This is a genomic window from Methylotenera mobilis 13, from assembly GCF_000384255.1.
Classification (GTDB): Bacteria; Pseudomonadota; Gammaproteobacteria; order Burkholderiales; family Methylophilaceae; genus Methylotenera; species Methylotenera mobilis_B.
On the sequence record NZ_KB913035.1, the window covers coordinates 1,687,516 to 1,708,088 of the forward strand.

A 20,573-nucleotide genomic window follows, 5' to 3' on the forward strand; every position below is an offset into this window, starting at 1 on the left:
CGATAGTACCGGTTGCAGTATCGTAAGGTGTTTTCATTTCTGCGCCATAAACATCGTAGTGACTGCTCCAATTTGCCGCCTGACCAGGGGGCGCGGCTCGTGATGTTTCTGTCGTGTCTTGCTGATTGCCATTTCAATCACATGGTGATGTGGTGATTTGGCGCATGCAGGATCGGTATTCGTTGCATCGCCGGTCAGCAGAAATGCCTGGCAGCGACAGCCACCAAAGTCTTTTTCTTTTTCGTCACAGGTGCGGCAAGGCTCCTTCATCCACTCATCACCTCGGAATTTCTTGAACAGTGGTGAGTCATTCCACAACCAGTCCAGGCTATGCTCACGCACAGTAGGAAATTCCAGCCCTTCGATTACACGAACTTCCTGGCAAGGCAAAGCAGCACCGTCTGGTGCAATGGTGAGATGAATGGTGCCCCAGCCATTCATGCATGCCTTAGGGCGTGTTTCGTAATAATCCGGAATAACAAAATAAATGGTCATCTTCTGCCCTGACCGTTGACGCGCAGCGTTAACAGCAGCTTCGGCACGCTCAATCTGCTCACGCGTCGGCAGCAGCTCATCTCGATTGAGCAGCGCCCAGTTGTAATACTGAATATTGGCAAGTTCAAGGTAATCTACGCCGATGTCTTCAGCTAATGCCAGGATTTCATCCACCTGGTCAATGTTCTGCCTGAATATCGGCACATTGAGTACCATCGGGAACCCTTCGGCTTTGATCATGCGCGCTACGTGAACTTTCAGATCATGCGCCCTCGCTCCTACCAGCTCATCGGTTAAGTCACGATTTGCAGATTGCAAGCTCAATTGAATCTGCTTGAGACCTGCTTGTTTCAGTGCTTTGAGTCGTTCAGGTGTGAGCCCAACACCGGAAGTAATCAGATTAGTGTAATAGCCTAGGCGCTCCGCCTCTGCCACCAACTCTTCGATATCATCGCGTAACATGGGTTCGCCACCAGAAAACCCAAGTTGCAGGGCACCGAGTTCGCGCCCTTCACGAAGTACCCGCTTCCACTCCTCGGTACTCAATTCTTTCTTACCATACTGGTCAAAATCCAGTGGATTATTACACCACACACACTTGAGCGGGCAACGGTAGGTAAGTTCTAGTACAAGCCACATTGGCTTACCTTGCCCATCCAGACTAACTGCGGATCCATCCTTTGCCATGTGTTATCTCCAAAAATTTATAAATACTGTTTTCTATATCAGCGTTATAGACAAATAGCGCCTTGAGTTCGGTAGCGATATTAGCGGCCGTAGCTTCGCCCGTGCAGCGCTTAAGGATTTCCGCAGCTGTAGTATTGAGCTTGATAACGCCCTCAGGGTAGAGCAGTACATAGGCATCCTGTGACTTCTCCCAACGCAGTAGATACTTGGAATCCAGTCGCGGGCGGTCTTCTGGCTGAAAATGAAAATGCTCAGACATATAAAGACTTCCTTATTTTAATTATGGACGCGGCAAAATGCCGCGCCCTGTTCTACCTAGCGCACGTACACGTAGGCGGTTACTTCAAAGCCAAGACGTAGATCACAAAAATCTGGTTCGATCCATTGCATTTTTATCTCCTAAAACGTTAGTTGAAGTTGGTGCCGCAAGCGATGGGAGAAGCTAAAATTAAAACCACCATTGCAATTAGCGTTGCATATGTAATAGTTACAATGCGACACTGAATATACGTTATGGATAACAGAAGGGCTTGCTCAAATTACTGGTCATTGCATGCTTAATATGATTAAAAACATGTCATGATTTTCTGTCATTTTCTGTTAATCCGAACAATTTGATTTTGGTCAAGGTGTTTGTGCGAGCAATGGTGCTTAGAACTAGGAATAACTGTTCCAAACACCCATTAAATGCTGCTTTAATGGCTTAGTGACTTTTGGAAATTGCTTTTTGGTGCGCTGGGATTGGTTGTTGGATGAATGATTGTGAATGTAACGTCACCATGCATTGCAACATGCCTTTGTGTCAAATGGCAAATTACACAGAGGTGATTGTTTTAAAGCTTGAACAAGTATTAAGACTATTACTCAGGAATCTTAGTATGCTGTACAAATAAAGCAAACGTCTGAAAAACAAATATACCTGTAGTAAACACTGCCAAATACCAGCCAATTTCATAGCCAAATCCAGCCATTACCCCTCCTGTCAATAACAGCAATGCTCGTATGCCACCCCCAAATCCCAATCGCTTCCTGGCTGCCTGATGCCAGGCCGTTTGTTGCCCTGGACGCATCCATAATGGCAGCAAATAACTGACAGCACCCGTCACGAGCGGCATTAGAAAGGCGATAATGAAAGTCGCAACCGGGCTAAAGCTTTGTTGATGATAGGCGTGAGTTAATCCGATAATTAAGGTTATTGAATATCCACACAGGGCTGCTACAAGTAATGGGACAGCGCCATGTACCTTGAATATGGCATTCGAATAAAGTTTTAGCCATGCCTTTAATATATCGAATAACGGGATAGCCAGCAATATCAGTCCAATCCATGCAAAATTGCGGTGCCATGCGGAACCACAGGCCGTGATCACAATTCCGGCGACTACCCATTTCAGATGTTTACGCATGCGTGCAGCCACTTCAGGATCAGAGCGTTGCGTGGCTGTGGGCAGCAGCACTTGCAGTGTGCCGAGTGCTGTGATGCCAATAAATCCCAAGGTGTTGAAGTGGATGTGCAGCATACGCAATGCAGTGCGCTGTTCGGGAATAAGATATCCCATGATTATGCAACCAACTGCTATAAATAGGCATAACATGGCTGCCAGATACCAATCAAGACAAGGGTGTGGGTTACCAATCGCATTTACTTTTAGGCGATATGCCCAAATCCCAAGAATTGACACTGCAATAATGATAGTAGTAGCACCGACATAGCGACCAGCTGACAATACTTGTGGATAAGCAAAATAACTGGTGACTAAGAAACCTCCGAACAGTGCTATAACAGGCAACAACCTAATAAATTTACCTGGATTTTTACTGCGCGATAACACAGGTAAGAAATGCACCATCGCTCCTAATATCAAAGGTACGATGCCTATAGCGAAAATAATGTGGTAACTGACAATCGCCGCACCGCTCTTTGACAAAACAAAGGTAGATGCAGCGATAAACGCCAGTAGAGTAATTGCTACTTGAAATTGCAGCAAAGTTGATTCCTAGAGCTTATGTGCGAACGAAATCAATCACAATCGTCCCAGGTTCACGTTGCTTATAAACAATACTGACAGTTGCACCATATCGCTGCTCAAGCTGGTTCAGTAGCGGCAATGGGTCGTGATCATTGACGAAACGCATAATTTCACCGCTATGCAACGAGTCTAACGCACCGAAGATAGCAGCATGTCGAAATCGCTTGGCTATGCCGCGCGCATCGAATGGATAAATCTGATCTGGAAGTAGATGAAGATGTGGCTGTGACATGTGTTTACCTTTCAAGGAATAAGCGCAACGTCTGCGCAAAAGTTCTAATAATGATGTTCATCATCAATTGAATTCACATAAAAATATTGCTCGCTATGGGCTTATCAATCACTTGCAAAATAACCTTTCAATACATCTATTCATTTGAAAAAAGCAGCTAGTTGTAAGTTTTAATGGACATTCTATAAGGTGTATGTAAAATACATCTTTAATTTACCATGATATTTATTCATAAGCAATATTATTAATACATCTTTTAACGGACTGAAATTATGCACCTTACAAATTTCTCTGATTACTCAATTCGAGTAATGATTTACTTAGGTCTCCAGAAATCTAAGTTGGCAACAATTTCTGATATAGCAAGAGCATATGAAATTTCTGAAAACCACTTAACCAAGGTAGTGCATCAATTGGCACAGCGCGGATATATAGAAACTGTTCGCGGTAAGGGCGGCGGTTTACGTCTGGTACGAAAACCAGATACGGTGAATATTGGTGAAATGATTCGATATTCTGAAGGTAACACAGCGTTGTTACCATGTATGGATAATGAGGAAAGCTGTTGTATACGACCTAATTGCAAATTGATGGGGATTTTGCGAGAAGCGCAGGTTGCGCTATTTACTGTGCTGGATAAGTATACCTTGGCGGATTTGCTACAGCAGGAAGCGCCGTTGACCCACATCCTTATGCAACCAAAGACTTTAAAATCAGTTTAAAAATGTATCTAAACTATCAACAGTTAATATCAATTAATTTATATTTTTGGTTATATTTTACATATCCAATTCCAGCAAAGATAAAGATCAAATCTGGACTAAAGCAAGCTAAGATAAGGATGTTTCAATGACTAAGACACAGATGGCTGAGCGGTTATCAGAGTTTCACTTATTTTCTGATCTTTTCCCCACACAAATTGATTTATTGACAAACAAGACTAAATTTTTAGATGTTTCGCGTGATGCTATTCTGTTTAGCCAGAACAAACAAGCGCATGGATTCTACTTGCTGCTTAAAGGACAAGTTAAGCTAGGGGTAGCGTCTTTAGATGGATCTGAGAAGGTAATCAGATTAATTCAATCAGGACAAAGCTTTGGCGAGGAGTCTATATTTTCTGATCATACTTTTTCAATGTACGCATATACAGTGAAAGACTCACAGGCTTTGTTAATTTCCAAGGAAGCAATTCTGGATATTATAGATACAGATGTAAAACTTGCAGGTCGTATGTTGTCAGTATTCTCTACACGAAATTACCAACTGGTTAAGGATATAAAATCTATTTGCTTGCAGAATAGCACAAAGCGAATAACAGACTATTTATTACAAATTAGCAAAACTTTCAGAGGTTCAGATTGTTTTAGACTACCTACAAATAAGACAATAATTGCATCTATGCTTAACATTACCCCAGAAACTTTTTCACGTGTCATGCAAAAGCTACAAAATGCGGGACTTATTACAGTTAATGGTAAAGATATAGTAATTAACAATATATCGGGATTACATGATTTCAAATAATTCAGGGTAAACAGTAAATATTTAATTTGCTTAACTTAACTCAATTCACCCCATGTTGTAGTAAGTATTCAGCTAATGGTTTGAATCGCCACTAGTTTATTAGAAGCCTTTGATCTGAAGGTAGTCGATTGCCTGTTAAAGTTGACTGTCTACTTTGCGTTGTGAGTTCAACCGGTCGATGCAACACACGTTTTGAATCTTTCTGCTGGGGTCTCGTAATTTAATGTTTTACGAGGTCTGTCATTTAGCTGTCTAGCCACTGCACTTAGTTTAGCTTGTGAGTGTACCGATAAGTCAGTGCCTTTTGGAAAGTACTGCCTTAACAAGCGGTTTGTATTTTCATTACTGCCACGCTGCCATGGACTGTTTGGATCGCAAAAGTACACATCAATATTCGTCTCCACTTTAAACCGTCGATGATCTGCAAACTCCGTACCTCTATCCAGAGTTAATGATTTATATAACTCATTTGGGAGTTTCTTTGCTTGCTTAATTAAAGCAGATACAACGCTTTCGGATTTTCTGTCTTTAATTTTAGCTAACATTACAAATCGTGAATGACGCTCAACCAATGTAACGATGTAGCTGTTTTTAGACCCTGCTATCAAGTCACCCTCCCAATGTCCTGGTATAGCACGATCCTCTATAGAGGCTGGACGTTCACTAATCGAAACTGTATCAGTAATTTGCCCAAGTCCATTTCCTTTTAAGCTCGAATGCTTGGACCTACGCATAATACGTTTCGTCCTCAGGTATTGAATTAACTCCTTCTTCAATACACCGCGAGTCTGAACATACAAGCTACGATAGATGGTTTCATGTGACACTTGGTTATGCTCTTCTGTAGGAAACTCTCTTTTCAACCAACCAGCAATCTGCTGCGGTGACCAGTTTAATTGTAGCTTACATGTGATGGCTTTTATTAAACCTTGATTACATGATAGTTTGCAAAGCTTTGGACGTTTCGCACGATCCCAGGCAGCTTGATCTGCATGTGTTGCGCGATATTGCTGACAACCTTCATTTCGCTTTATTTCACGGCTAATGGTAGATGGAGAGCGTCCAAGTCGATGGGCAATCGAACGAAACGATTCTTGAATTGCCACACCTCTGGAAATTTCCTCGCGCTCTGAAAGCGATAATGCTAGATGTGATCTTACTCTTTGAGGGGGTCTAATCCCGCCCGTCACAGATAATATACCAGCTATTGAAGAGTGATTTCTGTCAAATATCCGCGCTATATCGTGTAATGAGTCACCTTTTTTCCACCGATCCCACATGATGGCTTTTTGTTCATCACTGTAATAAATTCTTGGTCTCTGTTTCATTTTTCAACACCTCATTCTTTTGTATAAGAATAACGTGTTGCATCGACCGGTTGAACTCACAGTATGTTGCAGACTGACGCGCCTAATTGGTGAATGACTGATGTATCGACTACAACTCCATATCAAACCTAAATTTTACTAATCCCCAACGTCCGCGCTAAGTAATATGGGTGGCTTTTTGCGACTGTTTTAGGTGGCCTTTTTGAGGCTATCATGAGTGGATCTTTTAGGTAAGAACACGCATTAGGGTTATTGTAGAGGTTCATGTAGCGCTCCTCAGACTCAAAATGCTAATCTATTTGGTAGCGTGGTTAAGTAGCACGAGACTCATGTACCATGTTGAGAAATAACTGATGCCAGCGTAAATCATCCGTAAGTTCAGGATGAAATGCAGTAACCATCATTAATTTCTGCCGTGCTGCAACAATAAGCTTACCATCTAAACCGTTCGTGAGACTAGCCAGTATCTTCACCCCATCGCTCACTTCAGTAATGATGGGAGCTCGAATAAAAACTGCTTGATATGGTTTTTCAGACTCATAAAAATCATCAATATTTAACATAGTCTCAAAACTATTAATTTGTCGCCCAAAATAGTTTCGATTTACCTCTATGTCCATTCCTCCAATAGATGGCTGCCCCCCTTGTTTCTGGTCTTCTATTCTCTCTGCCAGCAGAATCATACCTGCGCAAATTCCCCATGTAGGTCTGCCAGATTGGACCCAAGAGCGCAACGGTTCTATCAGCCCCCAACGTTCAGCTATCAGTCCCATTGAAGTGCTTTCTCCACCAGGAATAATTAACCCATCAAGTAATTTAAGATGCTCAGGAAGTCGCACCTCCACTACAATGACGCCAAGACTTTCAAGCATACGGCAATGCTCAACAACAGCGCCTTGCAACGCTAATACACCTATTTTAAGCCGCTGACCATGCTGCCCTTTCAATTCTTCTCCCCCTACCATCCTCGCTGAGAAAACCTATCTTGATTGGTCAATACATCAATATTAATGCCCACCATAGGGTCACCCAATTCAGCACTTACCTCAGCTAATAATTTAGCATCATTAAAATGCGTGGTTGCTTGTACGATAGCTTTCGCTCTTTTGGCTGGATCACCACTTTTAAATATACCTGAACCTACAAATACACCATCCATGCCAAGTTGCATCATGAGTGCCGCATCTGCTGGTATTGCGATACCTCCAGCAGCAAAATTCACCACTGGCAGACGCCCTAGCTTTGCCGTTTGCTGTACAAGTTCATATGGCGCACGACACTCCTTGGCAAAAGCAAACAGCTCATTTTCATCCATTGATTGCAGTTGACGTATCGATGCATTAATTGCGCGAGCATGACGAACAGCTTCTATAATATTCCCGGTACCCGCCTCACCTTTTGTACGAATCATCACTGCACCTTCGGCTAGACGTCGTAAAGCCTCGCCTAAATTGCATGCGCCACAGACAAATGGCACGTCAAATTTACTTTTATTTATATGATGTACTTCATCAGCAGGTGTGAGCACTTCACTTTCATCAATACAATCTACACCTAATGACTGCAATATTTGCGCCTCTACAAAATGACCAATACGCGCTTTTGCCATTACTGGAATACTCACTGCATTAATAATTTTTTTTATCATGCTCGGATCGCTCATGCGTGCTACCCCACCGTCTTTACGAATATCTGCTGGCACGCGCTCCAAGGCCATTACCGCACATGCCCCAGCCTCTTCAGCGATCTGCGCCTGCTCAACGTTAACAACATCCATGATGACACCACCTTTGAGCATTTGTGCAAAGCCAGATTTCACTTGGCAAGTCCCACTTTTAATCTGATCAGAATCGTTCTTTGTTATCTCTACACACATTCGTACTTGCTCCTCTTTAGACATCACAGCGCATTGCTAATTGTAAAAAATAAGTTATTTCCATCTACTAATTGACGATCGAATACAAAAATTCAAAATTCAAGTAACTTGATGCACATGATGCGCTATTACTATAAAAACACATTGATAAAGGTCAATTTACAAAATTAAATGATGTGCTGTCCTACATTAGCTTGACACTTTTTGAATTAAATCAAGGAGCGTCAAATGAATGTTTGTATTAAAGAGAATGGGGGTAAGTAACTTTGTGTAAGGCGCAACGCGGGACAAAGCAGCCAGTCATAGTCGCTTCAAACTAAACATCAAACACCCCTGCGATTAAGGCTAGATATTATGTTTAAGAATGTTATAGTTTACGGGTTAGCGTGATTGATCTAACTTTACGAACTTAAGTTTTGCCGCCATTTGTGGAGGCTTATATAGGTAGCTTATGAATTCTATTGATATTTTTCCATGGAATGAAGGTTTCAGTACTGGCGTCTCGATAATTGATGATCAACACAAACAGCTAATTCAGCTATTGAATTTACTCGCGAGTCATGTTGCCTACAAAACTGACATCCCTGCATTAAATATCATTTTTAAAGAGTTGGCAGATTACGCTATTTATCACTTTGAAACTGAAGAAGCTATATGGCTTGAGTACTTTCCAGAAGACTCTTTGGAAAAAAATCACAAAGAAACACATAACAACTTTATAGCAACAGTTAGCAGTCTCAAAAACAACGAAAATGCTGAACCGATCAATGTCGTTATCGAAAAGCTTCTTTTCTTTTTAAGTAGTTGGCTGGCTTCTCATATTCTTGAATCTGATATGTTTATGGCACTCACGATGCTTGGACTGAAGTCTGGAATGCCGATGGAATCAGCAAAAAAACAGGCCTCAGAAAGAATGAGTGGAACAATGCGAACGTTGATAGATATCGTTCTATCAACATATGGCAACCGTGTTACTAATACATTGCATTTGATGCGTGAGATTAAAGGTCATCAAAAAACTGAAAGTGATTTAATACAAGCGCTTAAAGAGCAAAAGGAAAGTGCAGCGCGTATACAGTCATTAATGGATTCCGCGTTGGATGCCGTAGTGGGCATGGATGAAAATGGCAAAGTCATCGCATGGAATCCTCAAGCCGAAGTTATTTTCGGATATTCGCGGGAGGAGTCGATTGGAAGAGATGTTGCCGACCTGATTGTGCCTCCTATACACCGAGAGGCGCACCGACAGGGCATGGCGCGATTCATTACCACTAACGAACCATCTATTATAGGCAAGCGTGTCGAAATCACCGGTATGCGCTCAGATGGAACGGCGTTCCCGGTAGAATTAACGATTTCAGGTTTGCTACAAAATAATAAGCATATTTTTAATGCCTACATTCGAGATATTACTGACAGGAAGAAACATGAAGAAGCTATCTACGACCTGGCATTTTATGATCCGCTGACGCATTTACCCAATAGGCGTTTAATGCTTGATCGGCTAGAACAAAAGCTACGTTCCAGCGATCGATTGAATCTCAGTAGTGCCATATTTTTCATTAGTATTAACGATTTCAAAATTCTGAATACTACTCACGGACATAATGCTGCTGATTCATTGTTAATTGAAATTGCTAAACGACTGCAAGACAATCTGTATAAAAATGACACTGTTGCAAGGCTTGATGGCGGAGAATTCGCAATAGTGCTGGACCTGCTTAATAATGAAATAGAGATGGCCGCGACCATGGCCACAAAAGTGGCTAAGAAGCTATTAACTGCAATTGGGCTACCTCTAACCTTACAAGATAGCGACTATCATTGCTCAGCCAGCATTGGAATTACTTTATTCATTAATAACGTAATTGCTTCAGACGAGTTATTAAAGCATGCAGAAGCCGCAATGCAACAGGCCGAACACCATGGTCGTAACGAGATTAAGTTCTATGACCCTGAAACTCAATCAGCGTTAGAAACACGTGCAAAATTAGAGACTTTGTTGCATAAAGCGATTCCTGATGAATTGCAGCTTTATTATCAAATGCAAGTAGATCGAAATGGCTTAATTAATTGCGCCGAAGTTCTTGTTAGATGGATACACCCAAAAAATGGCATTATAAGCCCTGCAAATTTTATCCCCCTCGCTGAAGAAACCGGATTGATTTTGCCATTAGGTCTTTGGGTTCTAGAGACAGCTTGTAAGCAATTAAAAGATTGGGAGCAAATTGATAATGCCAGACACTTAAGTCTCGCAGTCAATGTGAGCGCTAAGCAATTTCATCAACCAGACTTCGTCGATCAAGTGCTAAAGATATTTAAAAGTACTGATGTTGACCCAAGTAAACTCAAATTGGAACTCACTGAAAGCCTACTTATAAATAATGTAGAAGACATCATACTTAAGATGACAATATTGGGAGCCAAAGGGGTTAAGTTCTCACTAGATGATTTTGGAACTGGATTCTCTTCTCTTTCTTATTTAAAACGATTACCATTAAATCAGCTCAAAATTGACCAATCGTTTGTGCGTGATGCTCTGATTGATCCAAACGATGCCGCTATCGTTCGTACGATAATTGCGCTAGGACAAAGTATGGGTTTGGATGTTATTGCTGAGGGCGTTGAAATTGAAGATCAGCGAAAATTTCTTGAAATTCATGGGTGTAATCACTTTCAAGGCTACTTGTTTAGCAAGCCAGTGCCATTACATGAATTTGAAGCTTTATTAGAAATTAATTAGATTGGTTGCAATTATTAACTAAAAGACGTCTAAGCGAACCAAAGCAGACATGTAACTATTAAATTCTGTGAGTTCAACCGGTCGATGCAACACGTTATTCTTATACAAAAGAATGAGGTGTTGAAAAATGAAACAGAGACCAAGAATTTATTACAGTGATGAACAAAAAGCCATCATGTGGGATCGGTGGAAAAAAGGTGACTCATTACACGATATAGCGCGGATATTTGACAGAAATCACTCTTCAATAGCTGGTATATTATCTGTGACGGGCGGGATTAGACCCCCTCAAAGAGTAAGATCACATCTAGCATTATCGCTTTCAGAGCGCGAGGAAATTTCCAGAGGTGTGGCAATTCAAGAATCGTTTCGTTCGATTGCCCATCGACTTGGACGCTCTCCATCTACCATTAGCCGTGAAATAAAGCGAAATGAAGGTTGTCAGCAATATCGCGCAACACATGCAGATCAAGCTGCCTGGGATCGTGCGAAACGTCCAAAGCTTTGCAAACTATCATGTAATCAAGGTTTAATAAAAGCCATCACATGTAAGCTACAATTAAACTGGTCACCGCAGCAGATTGCTGGTTGGTTGAAAAGAGAGTTTCCTACAGAAGAGCATAACCAAGTGTCACATGAAACCATCTATCGTAGCTTGTATGTTCAGACTCGCGGTGTATTGAAGAAGGAGTTAATTCAATACCTGAGGACGAAACGTATTATGCGTAGGTCCAAGCATTCGAGCTTAAAAGGAAATGGACTTGGGCAAATTACTGATACAGTTTCGATTAGTGAACGTCCAGCCTCTATAGAGGATCGTGCTATACCAGGACATTGGGAGGGTGACTTGATAGCAGGGTCTAAAAACAGCTACATCGTTACATTGGTTGAGCGTCATTCACGATTTGTAATGTTAGCTAAAATTAAAGACAGAAAATCCGAAAGCGTTGTATCTGCTTTAATTAAGCAAGCAAAGAAACTCCCAAATGAGTTATATAAATCATTAACTCTGGATAGAGGTACGGAGTTTGCAGATCATCGACGGTTTAAAGTGGAGACGAATATTGATGTGTACTTTTGCGATCCAAACAGTCCATGGCAGCGTGGCAGTAATGAAAATACAAACCGCTTGTTAAGGCAGTACTTTCCAAAAGGCACTGACTTATCGGTACACTCACAAGCTAAACTAAGTGCAGTGGCTAGACAGCTAAATGACAGACCTCGTAAAACATTAAATTACGAGACCCCAGCAGAAAGATTCAAAACGTGTGTTGCATCGACCGGTTGAACTCACATCCTTTAGAAGTTACATGCTTCCTTTTTGGATATATTAGGATATTTAAGCGATAAAAGACAATTTTATTTTTTAGCAGACTGCCTTCATGGAAGGCAGTCTCTATGGATTATTTAATCCCAGCTTAGAGCGCCACCGGTTTGATATGCATCTATGCTTAACATTACCCCAGAAACTTTTTCACGTGACATGCAAAAGCTACAAAATGCGGGACTTATTACAGTTAATGGTAAAGATATTGTAATTAACAATGTATCGGGATTACATGATTTCAAATAATTCAGAGCAAACAGTTAATTTTTAATTTACCCTAGTTAACTCAATTCACCCCATGCTGCAGTAAGTATTCAGCTAATGGTTTGTCTGAATATTCGATATGCTTAAGAAGCCAATCCTTGATTGTATCTAATTGTGGGGTTTCGTCATTATCACTCAAACGTTCAAGCATATTTTTTGCTTCACTTAACAAGTGGACATGTTGTTTAAAATGCAAAGACCTTTTAGGATAACTGTAGAGACTCATATAGCGCTCCTCAGACTCAAAATGCTTAACCGTCTCTTCAATTAATTTATTGAAAAGATTAAGTATATCCTCCTTGGGAATTTGATATAGGATAGCTGAATTTAACCGATTCATAATGCGACTTAGATTATAATGCTGTTGATCAATATCATGAATCCCGACATGATGCGATTCACGGAATTTAATCCACTCTTCAACCTTTTTCAAAGGTGCATCAGAGAAAAATGTATATCGGTTATTACCACTATTTTTACTCTCATACATCGCCATGTCGGCATTATTCAACAAATCATTCTCAGTTACTTGGTCATCTGAATTATAAGCAACACCTATGCTGACACCAATCTGCACTTGATTACCTTCAAGATCAAATGTAGTCCTTATGGAGTTGATGATTTTCAAAGCAATCTCAGAAACACATTCATGACTATCAGCATCATTCAATAAGACAGTAAATTCATCTCCGCCCATTCGCCCCACTGTATCGGACTCACGCACACAACTTACAATTCTTTGCGCTACCTGTTTAAGCAGAATGTCTCCAGAGCGATGCCCTAATGAGTCGTTCACACTCTTGAAACCATCTAAATCCAAGAAAAGCAAAAACACATTAGTTTTATTTCGTTTTGCAATCGCTAATGACTGCTTCAACCTATCATAAAAAAGAGCTCGGTTCGGCAAACCGGTAAGTTCGTCATAATGGGCCATATATGCGATACTTTCTTGCTCCAGCGCAATTCTAGTATCACGGCGCTGGATCTGGGTGATTACTATAATGACAATTACGCCGCCAGATATCGCAGTGAATACCCACATAACTGTGACTACTAAAATAAATTTTCGAATAATTCGACGCGACTCTTGTTCGCCTTCTAACGCAAGTTTAGCTGCATTACTTGTAGAGTATTCCCGGATGTAATTTAATCGCTGATTCAGTGCAGAATGAGTTGAACTTACTTCATTTTTGAGATAATTCAGGGCTTCTTTTTCTTTTCCGCTGTCTAGTAGATCATACATCAAGCCTCTCTTAGACCTCCAATCAAGGGCTAATTCTCTAGCCTCCTTAACTTTTAATATGTCCCCCAGAAAAGCAGATTCAATAATATCAATATCCTTAAATATTTTATCTTCATATCCAATAGAAAGTTTTTCGAGAGATTCGCGACTGGCATCTGAGTTAACTTTTGAAATGGCCTCAAGAGAGCAGATACGAATCTTGGCAATGTAAAGACTAGCATCATATGCGGCCGAATTCACCTTAAAAGGATACGTGTATAGTTCGTGAATTTTGGCCGCCTGATACTCAACCTCCTTGACAATTTGACTGCCAAGAAACGCAAGGGCAACCAGCAGGGTTAGATACCCTATAGTGATAACCGCCCATATAGTGCGATAAGTATTGATTAAAGAAAAAATCGACATGTTTGTGATAAATACTTTCTCGAACCGAGGTGTCATTGAAATGAGAACGTTAATAGAAATGAGTACAAATTTTGTACCAAGACAGATTAATTACCTAAGCTGAGACCGGATAAGATCTTGCTTAAAATTTGCTGCCTAGTGCATCCCACCTAGCTTGCTACCTTACATACCTAGCCGATTAGCTGCTGCGCTCTTTTTTCAAATATCACAAACTACATATGTTGGTCATGGGCTGCACCGCCTGACAGATCCACCATATCCAATGTCACTTGATCAAAACCTAGAACTTTCCCACCAAACTCTTCGGCAAATTTATTAGCATCTTGTTCTATTGAAAATGCAGCGAGCGTTGGCCCCATTGACCCCATTTTTTTACTACCCAATACATAGAATGCCTGTTTGGCATCTACCCAATTCCCTTTGGGAGATTCCCAATCACTTTTACCCATATCCTGCGTAAAAATTCCTGTAATACGCTTTTTTTGCTCTGGTTTTAGATATATTGAGAACATTTCCACTGTATCGCAAAAATAATCTGGTTCACCCATGGCATAGTGAATTTGTGCTTTAGGGCCTGGGAAATCTGCCAAGGTCATACCATCCAACGAGCATGAGGTTCCCGCAGTAATTTCCTGTGGGGCTACAGGTGCAGCAGTCTTACCGCAAGCAACAAGTGCTATCATTAAAACAAGTGGCAAAAAATAACGGTGAACTAGAGTCTGATTCATTTAAATCTCCAAAAAGCAACAGTTAACGGCATGATAATCCACGCCAGCATCATAGAACTGAGCAGCCAAGGATTGGATAAGCTGGCTGGAAACACTGTGGCTAATCCATAAAACACTTTAATATCTTCCATACTAAAAATGTTGAGTATTCGAAAGATATCGGCAGGATTAAGTAACAATAATAACGGAAAGAATTCCTCACCAAAGCTTCCGCCAGAAAGGACCAGTAGACCGAGTAGAATTAAGTCATAGACTAGCACAAACAGAAACCATACTGAAATGGCGCCGCCACTGGCACGAGCGCGATCTTTAGCTATCACAGATACCATCACAGCCAAACTCAGAAACACCATACCCAGTAAAATGGTACTCACCATAAAACCTATATAGTGATATAGCGCATTGAGGTCTATCTGATAAGCCAGTAGCAAACCCACCAGCCCAAACCCCACCAGCGTTGCACACGCTAGAGCAGCAGACAGCCCTAAAAATTTGCCAAGGATCAGTTCCAAGCGTGTAAGAGGCATGGACAATAGCAGGTCAAGGGAGCCGCGTTCACGTTCGCCTACAATAGCATCATAGCCAAGAATAAGAGCAATAAGCGGGATTAAATAAATTACCAGGCTGACAAGGCTTGCAATAGTGACTTCAATATTACGAAGCCCAACCTCTCCTTGCTGCGCAGAACCAAAGTAGGCTATCGCTAGTGCAAATGCAGTAAAAATAAGGGACACTGCAATCACCCAGCGGTTGCGGATGCGATCACGAAACTCTTTAGCGGCAATGATTTTAATCTGTGAAATTTCAATGTTTAACATCATCTAACCTTTAGGCCGCATATCCGAGAAATACATCTTCCAACGTAGGCTCTTTAACCACCACATCTAATAGAGCATCACCTAACGACCCTAATCTACGAAGCACTTCCATTTTATGGTTACGCTGACAGTGAATCACCACTGAATTGCCTGTTAAGATTAGCGCTTCGAGTGCAACACCCTGCAGAATGGCCTCTACCGCATCAGTTGAACAACTTGTCTGCACATGTATCGCAAGTGGTAAATCTACGGCCTCTCGCAGTTCCTGCACCGTACCCAGTGCATGTAGCTTACCTGATTTCAAAACGGCCAAGCGCTGAACACGCTCTTGAATTTCTGACAAAATGTGTGAGGTAATGACAACAGTAACACCTTGTGCATTAAGTTCTTGCAGAATTGTATAAAACTCGCGTATTGCCTCTGGATCTAGGCCTGTAGTTGGCTCATCCAAAAAAAGAATCCGCGGCTTGCCTAGCAATGCCTGCGCAAATCCTAGTCGTTGGCGCATGCCTTTAGAATATCCATCCACACGTCGATGGGCAGCATGTGCCAGGCCTAATTTTTCGAGAAGCGGCAAGCATGTATTAAGGATGCAACCCTTGAGTGATGCAAAAAACTGTAACGTTTCCAACCCGGTCAAGTTTTCATAAAACACAACATTTTCCGGCAGATAACCAATGGAGCGACGTAACTCACGAAACGCTCCCCCATTTACTGAGGTGCCATTGATATTAATCTCGCCAGAAGTTTGCGGAATGAGGCCCAGCATCATTTTAAATAAAGTGCTTTTCCCTGCACCATTATGGCCTATCAGGCCTAGTGTTTCACCTTTATGTATGGTCAGTGTCATGCCATCTACGGCAAGCACTTCACCGTAGTACTTAAATACGTTTTTGACCTCAATGACGTTGTTTTTCAAGCCAGATACTCCAATTTTTGTTAAATGGCGTCATGCGCGGATTCTGGTCGACAATGCTGGTGGCGCGCAATAGTGGAAATTGCCTGGAAACTAATCGTAGTGTCTGTACAGCTGGACTATTCAGTAACAATTTAGCTGCGGGGTATTTCCAAGTAAGGTGATCGACTAAGTCATTGGCTTCATAAGGCACATCGCCAACACCGTTTCCATCGCTGTCCCAACCTACATAATTGCTCCAATAATTGCCCGTCTTCACGCCCCAGTATTCATCCTTGCTGGCTACATATTTGATCTGCTCAGAATTGTTAATTAAGTCATTCCCTTCAACATCATTGTGGATAGAGCCTGCCCAAAGGTGAACGCCAACACGGTTAGCAATAATTAAATTGTTATGTAACGTGTTGTATTCTGCATCATAAATGAAAAAGCCACGACCATTGCCAGCCACTACATTATGTTCAACAACTGAGTCTACAATGGTGCGCAGCATGATTCCGTGATCAGAGTTACCCCAAGCGCGATTGTTGCGAACGGTTTGATTCCTCACCTCCATCAGCGCTAGTCCGCCGCGGTTGAGGTAAGAATCATTATTTTCCCAAACATTAAAGTTTGAATTCATATAATGGCTACCGTAACGCAGATGATGCAAGCGATTACCTTGAAACAGCGCATGATCGGATACGTCGACATAGATGCCATCACGAGTAAAGCTCACATGATTGTTGATTATCTTTGCACCACGACTGTTATAAAGCTGAATGCCGTTACCACGCTGCGCTGAGGCTAAGTCTCGTTTCCCGGTAATGTTATTAGCGATAACCTGAATATCTTTTACCTTCTCGATCCATAAACCAAATAAGGTGTAATTGATGGTGTTGTTGTGAACAATAGCGCGGTCGCTACCTGGCTCAAGATAAATGCCGGCATTCTGCGCAGTAAGGTCTGCACCGCTATTACTGATAATAAAACCTTCAATGGTGACATCGGGAGATTTGATGCGAATCACATCTCCAATATTTCCACCATCTAGCGTTGGACGATTTAATCCTTTTAAGTGCAATGGCTTGGTAATAACCAGATGCACAGGATAAACACCACGTGCAACCACTACCATATCACCTGCTTTAGCTCGGTCGATTGCCTCACTAATTGATTGGCCTGGCACAACCTTATGCTCTGCCGCCTGCGCTTGCAAGCAAAACAACACTAAGACAATGCTAAAAATCAGCATGGCAAAATCAATCGCCTGTCGCATCAACTCACCATCTGTAGCAAGCCTAGATTACGCAATGTAATAAAAAGCAATGCGCCTATCAGCAAGTTCTTGAACAAGACATAGCAAATCATATCCATTCGTCCAGCGGGACGATAACGATGCCCCCACCAAGGTCCATCTTTAATGTAGGGTTTACATTGCATGCGAATGATTATTTCGTAGATACTCCAGCCTAGCCACCAGCCAATCAAAGCATCTGCTCCAAGCCGCCCATTAGCAGCTAACGCCCAAGCTACAGTTACCGCAACTGCAAATGCCAGCCCTGCCGTCTGAATAGCTTTATGCTGAAGCCAGCCTTGTTTGCTCCAGGGCCATAAATGGTCAAATAGTTCATAAAGCAACCATTTAACTCCTTTAGTTTCTGCATAGGATGGAAGGCGGTTTTCTGCATTAGGCTTCACTCCTCTGCTCCTTTCATTGGCACAGGATGAATGGGAATATAATAGCCCTCGGCATTAATACGCGTTAGAGGTAAACCAGATTTCTCACGCAACTTTCGCTCCTTGGATAGCGGCGGGCATGCATGGTCATCATAATAAAGGATCATACAATCTAGACATAACATACATTCACGATGATCAATGACACCTAAACTATCAATCGCCTGTGAACCGCAGCCCGCAGCACAAGCGGAACAAGTGGTGCATTCCTGCTTGCGTTTTAAGCCAAACCAGCGAAAAGTCGTCGGCATCGCCAATGCCGCGCCCAATGGACATAAATATTTACAGAACGGGCGCTCAGTAAAGAGCGATAAACCAAGCAGACTAGCGGTAAATAAAGTGTATGGCCAGCTGCGGTTGAACAAGCCCACTAAAAAGGTTGTTTTGAACGGCTCGACTTCTGCCAGCTTTTCCGCTAATCCCATAGAAAAGAATGAGACTGCCAGCAGCACCCAGAAAATACCATATTTGATCCACTTCAGCCGATTATGCAACGCCATGCTCGGCTTAAACTGGAAGCGTTTAAGACCAACTTTTCCCGCTATTTTATAGATTATTTCAGACAAAGAGCCGAACGGGCACATCCATCCACAAAATAAGCCACGCCCCCATATAAACACCGTGATGATGATAAACAGCCAGAAAATAAAGATAAATGGATCAGATAAAAATAGCTCCCACTTCCAGTGAAATAGTAATGAGTGAAACCACGTCAGCACCTGTGTAATAGACGGCTGCGCCATCAAACCAAAGCCTATAAAACCAATGCTGACTAACCAAATTGCATATTTAGGAGCTGAAACCCAGCGTTTATCTTTACGACTGGATCGACGCACAAGCCAATCACGATTTGCATAGACTACTGCAGTAAAAAGTAAAATCACAATAAAAGCTGTAATTTCCCAAATGCGAGATTTCCATATTTTTAGCCAAGTGGGATCGGCCTTTACCACTATTGGTCGTCCACCTTGCAGATATTTTGCATCCAGCCAGAACTCACGATCAAAATTGGCAAAGGTTCTAGCCCCAGTCTGCTTGTTAACTTTGTTACCTAAAAATACCAAACTCCACGGATAAGCCGCACTAAAGCTCGTACTGCGTATGATAAATATAGCCGATTCGTTAAACTCTGGCGCTCCTGTAGCCCGAATACCGTACAGATTGCGGTAATCAGTATCACGGAACGTAAAACTATCCATGTCTTGCGAAACTTGGACGCGATCATAAATGCCTCCGCGTACAAATCCAGAACCCTTGAATGACGCTGAACCATTTGCAACGATAAAAATAGCATGTTCATTAGGCTTAAGTTCGGCCATCAACCCTTCGTAATTGCGCTCCCCCAAAATACTACGACCGATAGTCGGCGCATTAAGGTAGCCAAAGTAAAGATCAATGTATGGTTGTCCAGTATTATCCAAACCAACTTGAGAGGGTGATACAGTGAGGTGCTGTATGCTGCCTTCCGAAAGTAGCGTATCCCAAGACTGCTCTTCAGTAATGTTGCTAAAACTGGCTTGAGGTCTAGGAACTGCTTTAATAATGCCGACTTGCTTGGCAATTTCATAGGCACTTCGCATCACAACCTGATTTGCAGAAATGACCGTCACGGTAGCGCCGCTAATCGCGTCAATACCAATGTATCCACCTTCAGCACGCGCCTTACCAATCTCCAGCTTGTCCCAAGCATTCTTACCAACAAACTGCTTGATGAACTTGGTCAATGCTATTTCCGGAATACCTACCAATAGAATCGGCTCGCTGTGTCGCAAAACTTTAACACCTATAATCTTGCCTGTGACGTCCATGCCAATAAGCGTGACGACCGGCTTTCCTGAGTAGGCTGGAATATCAACAATGTCAGTAGAAAGAAATGCGTAGCCTAGTAATTTTTGTTGACCATGTTCCTCATGATAAGCCTCAACGTAGGCTGGGCGCCCTTTTCTGGGAGAGAAGCGATCTGCATATGGAAAGATATCATGACAAGGCACATAAGCGCACAGGTCTGGGTCGGTTGTAAGTTGGACCGGCAGAGGTGCTTCATAGGAGCCAGAATGGCTCTTTTCGGCATGGCGCTCTTGTTCTGTATGGTCGTTTTTTTTGTCGCTATCGGCTAATGTTATTGCTGAGAAACACAAACTTAAATAGCAGCATATTAAAACTGAAAAGCGAGTAATTTGACGTAACAAATAGAGTGGGCGTAATGATCGAGTTTTCATCTGATTCCAGACCTACTAC

General features: G+C 42.0%; 20 protein-coding genes. 5 read left to right on the forward strand and 15 right to left on the reverse strand.

The window, feature by feature from the left end:
- Positions 1 to 33 precede the first annotated feature (33 nt).
- The 5 genes from pqqE to A391_RS0108065 form a co-directional block, all read right to left on the reverse strand.
- Positions 34 to 1,182, reverse strand: a complete 1,149-nt coding sequence (pqqE, locus tag A391_RS0108050) for a pyrroloquinoline quinone biosynthesis protein PqqE (RefSeq protein ID WP_019898608.1) — start codon at positions 1,180 to 1,182, stop codon at positions 34 to 36.
- Positions 1,157 to 1,441, reverse strand: a complete 285-nt coding sequence (pqqD, locus tag A391_RS0108055) for a pyrroloquinoline quinone biosynthesis peptide chaperone PqqD (protein WP_019898609.1) — start codon at positions 1,439 to 1,441, stop codon at positions 1,157 to 1,159. Before pqqD ends, pqqE begins: the two co-directional genes overlap by 26 nt.
- Before the next feature lie 56 nt (positions 1,442 to 1,497).
- On the reverse strand, positions 1,498 to 1,572 hold the full coding sequence (pqqA, locus tag A391_RS14765; RefSeq protein ID WP_080656815.1) for a pyrroloquinoline quinone precursor peptide PqqA: 75 nt from the start codon (positions 1,570 to 1,572) through the stop codon (positions 1,498 to 1,500).
- A gap of 470 nt (positions 1,573 to 2,042) precedes the next feature.
- Positions 2,043 to 3,170, reverse strand: coding sequence for a hypothetical protein (locus A391_RS13835; protein ID WP_019898610.1), 1,128 nt, complete (start codon positions 3,168 to 3,170; stop codon positions 2,043 to 2,045).
- A 16-nt stretch (positions 3,171 to 3,186) separates the two neighbouring features.
- Complete coding sequence (locus A391_RS0108065; RefSeq protein ID WP_019898611.1) at positions 3,187 to 3,444, reverse strand: DUF2249 domain-containing protein; 258 nt, start codon at positions 3,442 to 3,444, stop codon at positions 3,187 to 3,189.
- 272 nt (positions 3,445 to 3,716) lie between these two features.
- On the opposite strand from A391_RS0108065, the gene A391_RS0108070 reads away from it, so the two are divergent.
- Together A391_RS0108070 and A391_RS0108075 are read left to right on the forward strand one after the other, a co-directional pair.
- Positions 3,717 to 4,166 carry an RrF2 family transcriptional regulator gene (locus A391_RS0108070; protein ID WP_019898612.1) on the forward strand — a complete coding sequence of 150 codons (450 nt, stop codon included), beginning with the start codon at positions 3,717 to 3,719 and terminating at the stop codon, positions 4,164 to 4,166.
- Between the two features lie 127 nt (positions 4,167 to 4,293).
- Positions 4,294 to 4,968, forward strand: a complete 675-nt coding sequence (locus tag A391_RS0108075) for a Crp/Fnr family transcriptional regulator (RefSeq protein WP_019898614.1) — start codon at positions 4,294 to 4,296, stop codon at positions 4,966 to 4,968.
- Positions 4,969 to 5,135: 167 nt separating this feature from the next.
- Here the strand turns inward: A391_RS0108075 and A391_RS0108080 are convergent, their stop codons facing one another.
- The 3 genes from A391_RS0108080 to pdxS all read right to left on the reverse strand — a co-directional run bounded on the left by A391_RS0108080 (position 5,136) and on the right by pdxS (position 8,136).
- Positions 5,136 to 6,296 carry an IS30 family transposase gene (locus tag A391_RS0108080; RefSeq protein WP_019896657.1) on the reverse strand — a complete coding sequence of 387 codons (1,161 nt, stop codon included), beginning with the start codon at positions 6,294 to 6,296 and terminating at the stop codon, positions 5,136 to 5,138.
- Between the two features lie 311 nt (positions 6,297 to 6,607).
- Complete coding sequence (gene pdxT / locus A391_RS0108085) at positions 6,608 to 7,261, reverse strand: pyridoxal 5'-phosphate synthase glutaminase subunit PdxT (protein WP_019898615.1); 654 nt, start codon at positions 7,259 to 7,261, stop codon at positions 6,608 to 6,610.
- The gene (gene pdxS / locus A391_RS0108090; protein WP_029144073.1) at positions 7,255 to 8,136 is read right to left on the reverse strand and encodes a pyridoxal 5'-phosphate synthase lyase subunit PdxS; all 882 of its coding nucleotides are present in this window, start codon (positions 8,134 to 8,136) and stop codon (positions 7,255 to 7,257) included. Before pdxS ends, pdxT begins: the two co-directional genes overlap by 7 nt.
- Positions 8,137 to 8,623: 487 nt before the next feature.
- Here pdxS and A391_RS13840 point away from each other — a divergent pair, with 487 nt between their 5' ends.
- From A391_RS13840 to A391_RS14325, 3 genes are all read left to right on the forward strand, one after another.
- Entirely contained in the window at positions 8,624 to 10,915 is a 2,292-nt protein-coding gene (locus A391_RS13840; RefSeq protein ID WP_019898618.1) for a bacteriohemerythrin, read from the forward strand.
- A 127-nt stretch (positions 10,916 to 11,042) separates the two neighbouring features.
- Entirely contained in the window at positions 11,043 to 12,203 is a 1,161-nt protein-coding gene (locus A391_RS0108100; protein WP_019896657.1) for an IS30 family transposase, read from the forward strand.
- 159 nt (positions 12,204 to 12,362) lie between these two features.
- Entirely contained in the window at positions 12,363 to 12,488 is a 126-nt protein-coding gene (locus A391_RS14325) for a helix-turn-helix domain-containing protein (RefSeq protein ID WP_019898620.1), read from the forward strand.
- Positions 12,489 to 12,528: 40 nt separating this feature from the next.
- On the opposite strand, the gene A391_RS14170 is transcribed toward A391_RS14325, so the two are convergent.
- The 7 genes from A391_RS14170 to A391_RS13850 form a co-directional block, all read right to left on the reverse strand.
- Positions 12,529 to 14,154, reverse strand: a complete 1,626-nt coding sequence (locus A391_RS14170) for a diguanylate cyclase domain-containing protein (protein WP_051089073.1) — start codon at positions 14,152 to 14,154, stop codon at positions 12,529 to 12,531.
- Positions 14,155 to 14,366: 212 nt separating this feature from the next.
- Complete coding sequence (locus A391_RS0108115) at positions 14,367 to 14,882, reverse strand: nitrous oxide reductase accessory protein NosL (RefSeq protein WP_019898622.1); 516 nt, start codon at positions 14,880 to 14,882, stop codon at positions 14,367 to 14,369.
- Positions 14,879 to 15,703, reverse strand: coding sequence for an ABC transporter permease (locus tag A391_RS0108120; RefSeq protein ID WP_232416163.1), 825 nt, complete (start codon positions 15,701 to 15,703; stop codon positions 14,879 to 14,881). The genes A391_RS0108115 and A391_RS0108120 overlap by 4 nt, the downstream gene beginning before the upstream one ends.
- A gap of 7 nt (positions 15,704 to 15,710) precedes the next feature.
- Positions 15,711 to 16,619, reverse strand: a complete 909-nt coding sequence (locus tag A391_RS0108125) for an ABC transporter ATP-binding protein (RefSeq protein WP_019898626.1) — start codon at positions 16,617 to 16,619, stop codon at positions 15,711 to 15,713.
- Positions 16,600 to 17,874 (reverse strand): nitrous oxide reductase family maturation protein NosD, encoded by a 1,275-nt coding sequence (locus A391_RS0108130; protein ID WP_019898628.1) that lies wholly within the window; start codon positions 17,872 to 17,874, stop codon positions 16,600 to 16,602. The genes A391_RS0108125 and A391_RS0108130 overlap by 20 nt, the downstream gene beginning before the upstream one ends.
- Complete coding sequence (locus A391_RS14625; protein WP_019898630.1) at positions 17,874 to 18,296, reverse strand: hypothetical protein; 423 nt, start codon at positions 18,294 to 18,296, stop codon at positions 17,874 to 17,876. The genes A391_RS0108130 and A391_RS14625 overlap by 1 nt, the downstream gene beginning before the upstream one ends.
- Positions 18,293 to 20,554 carry a 4Fe-4S binding protein gene (locus tag A391_RS13850; RefSeq protein ID WP_019898631.1) on the reverse strand — a complete coding sequence of 754 codons (2,262 nt, stop codon included), beginning with the start codon at positions 20,552 to 20,554 and terminating at the stop codon, positions 18,293 to 18,295. Before A391_RS13850 ends, A391_RS14625 begins: the two co-directional genes overlap by 4 nt.
- Positions 20,555 to 20,573: the final 19 nt, after the last annotated feature.

Excerpts from the sequence above, each read along its gene's own strand:
- pqqE (WP_019898608.1), bottom strand. The coding sequence starts at position 1,182 with ATGGCAAAGGATGGATCCGCAGTTAGTCTGGATGGGCAAGGTAAGCCA.
- pqqD (WP_019898609.1), bottom strand. The coding sequence starts at position 1,441 with ATGTCTGAGCATTTTCATTTTCAGCCAGAAGACCGCCCGCGACTGGAT.
- A391_RS0108065 (WP_019898611.1), bottom strand. The coding sequence starts at position 3,444 with ATGTCACAGCCACATCTTCATCTACTTCCAGATCAGATTTATCCATTC.
- A391_RS0108070 (WP_019898612.1), top strand. The coding sequence starts at position 3,717 with ATGCACCTTACAAATTTCTCTGATTACTCAATTCGAGTAATGATTTAC.
- A391_RS0108075 (WP_019898614.1), top strand. The coding sequence starts at position 4,294 with ATGACTAAGACACAGATGGCTGAGCGGTTATCAGAGTTTCACTTATTT.
- A391_RS0108080 (WP_019896657.1), bottom strand. The coding sequence starts at position 6,296 with ATGAAACAGAGACCAAGAATTTATTACAGTGATGAACAAAAAGCCATC.
- pdxT (WP_019898615.1), bottom strand. The coding sequence starts at position 7,261 with ATGGTAGGGGGAGAAGAATTGAAAGGGCAGCATGGTCAGCGGCTTAAA.
- A391_RS13840 (WP_019898618.1), top strand. The coding sequence starts at position 8,624 with ATGAATTCTATTGATATTTTTCCATGGAATGAAGGTTTCAGTACTGGC.
- A391_RS0108100 (WP_019896657.1), top strand. The coding sequence starts at position 11,043 with ATGAAACAGAGACCAAGAATTTATTACAGTGATGAACAAAAAGCCATC.
- A391_RS14325 (WP_019898620.1), top strand. The coding sequence starts at position 12,363 with ATGCTTAACATTACCCCAGAAACTTTTTCACGTGACATGCAAAAGCTA.
- A391_RS14170 (WP_051089073.1), bottom strand. The coding sequence starts at position 14,154 with ATGTCGATTTTTTCTTTAATCAATACTTATCGCACTATATGGGCGGTT.
- A391_RS0108115 (WP_019898622.1), bottom strand. The coding sequence starts at position 14,882 with ATGAATCAGACTCTAGTTCACCGTTATTTTTTGCCACTTGTTTTAATG.
- A391_RS0108120 (WP_232416163.1), bottom strand. The coding sequence starts at position 15,703 with ATGATGTTAAACATTGAAATTTCACAGATTAAAATCATTGCCGCTAAA.
- A391_RS0108130 (WP_019898628.1), bottom strand. The coding sequence starts at position 17,874 with ATGCGACAGGCGATTGATTTTGCCATGCTGATTTTTAGCATTGTCTTA.
- A391_RS13850 (WP_019898631.1), bottom strand. The coding sequence starts at position 20,554 with ATGAAAACTCGATCATTACGCCCACTCTATTTGTTACGTCAAATTACT.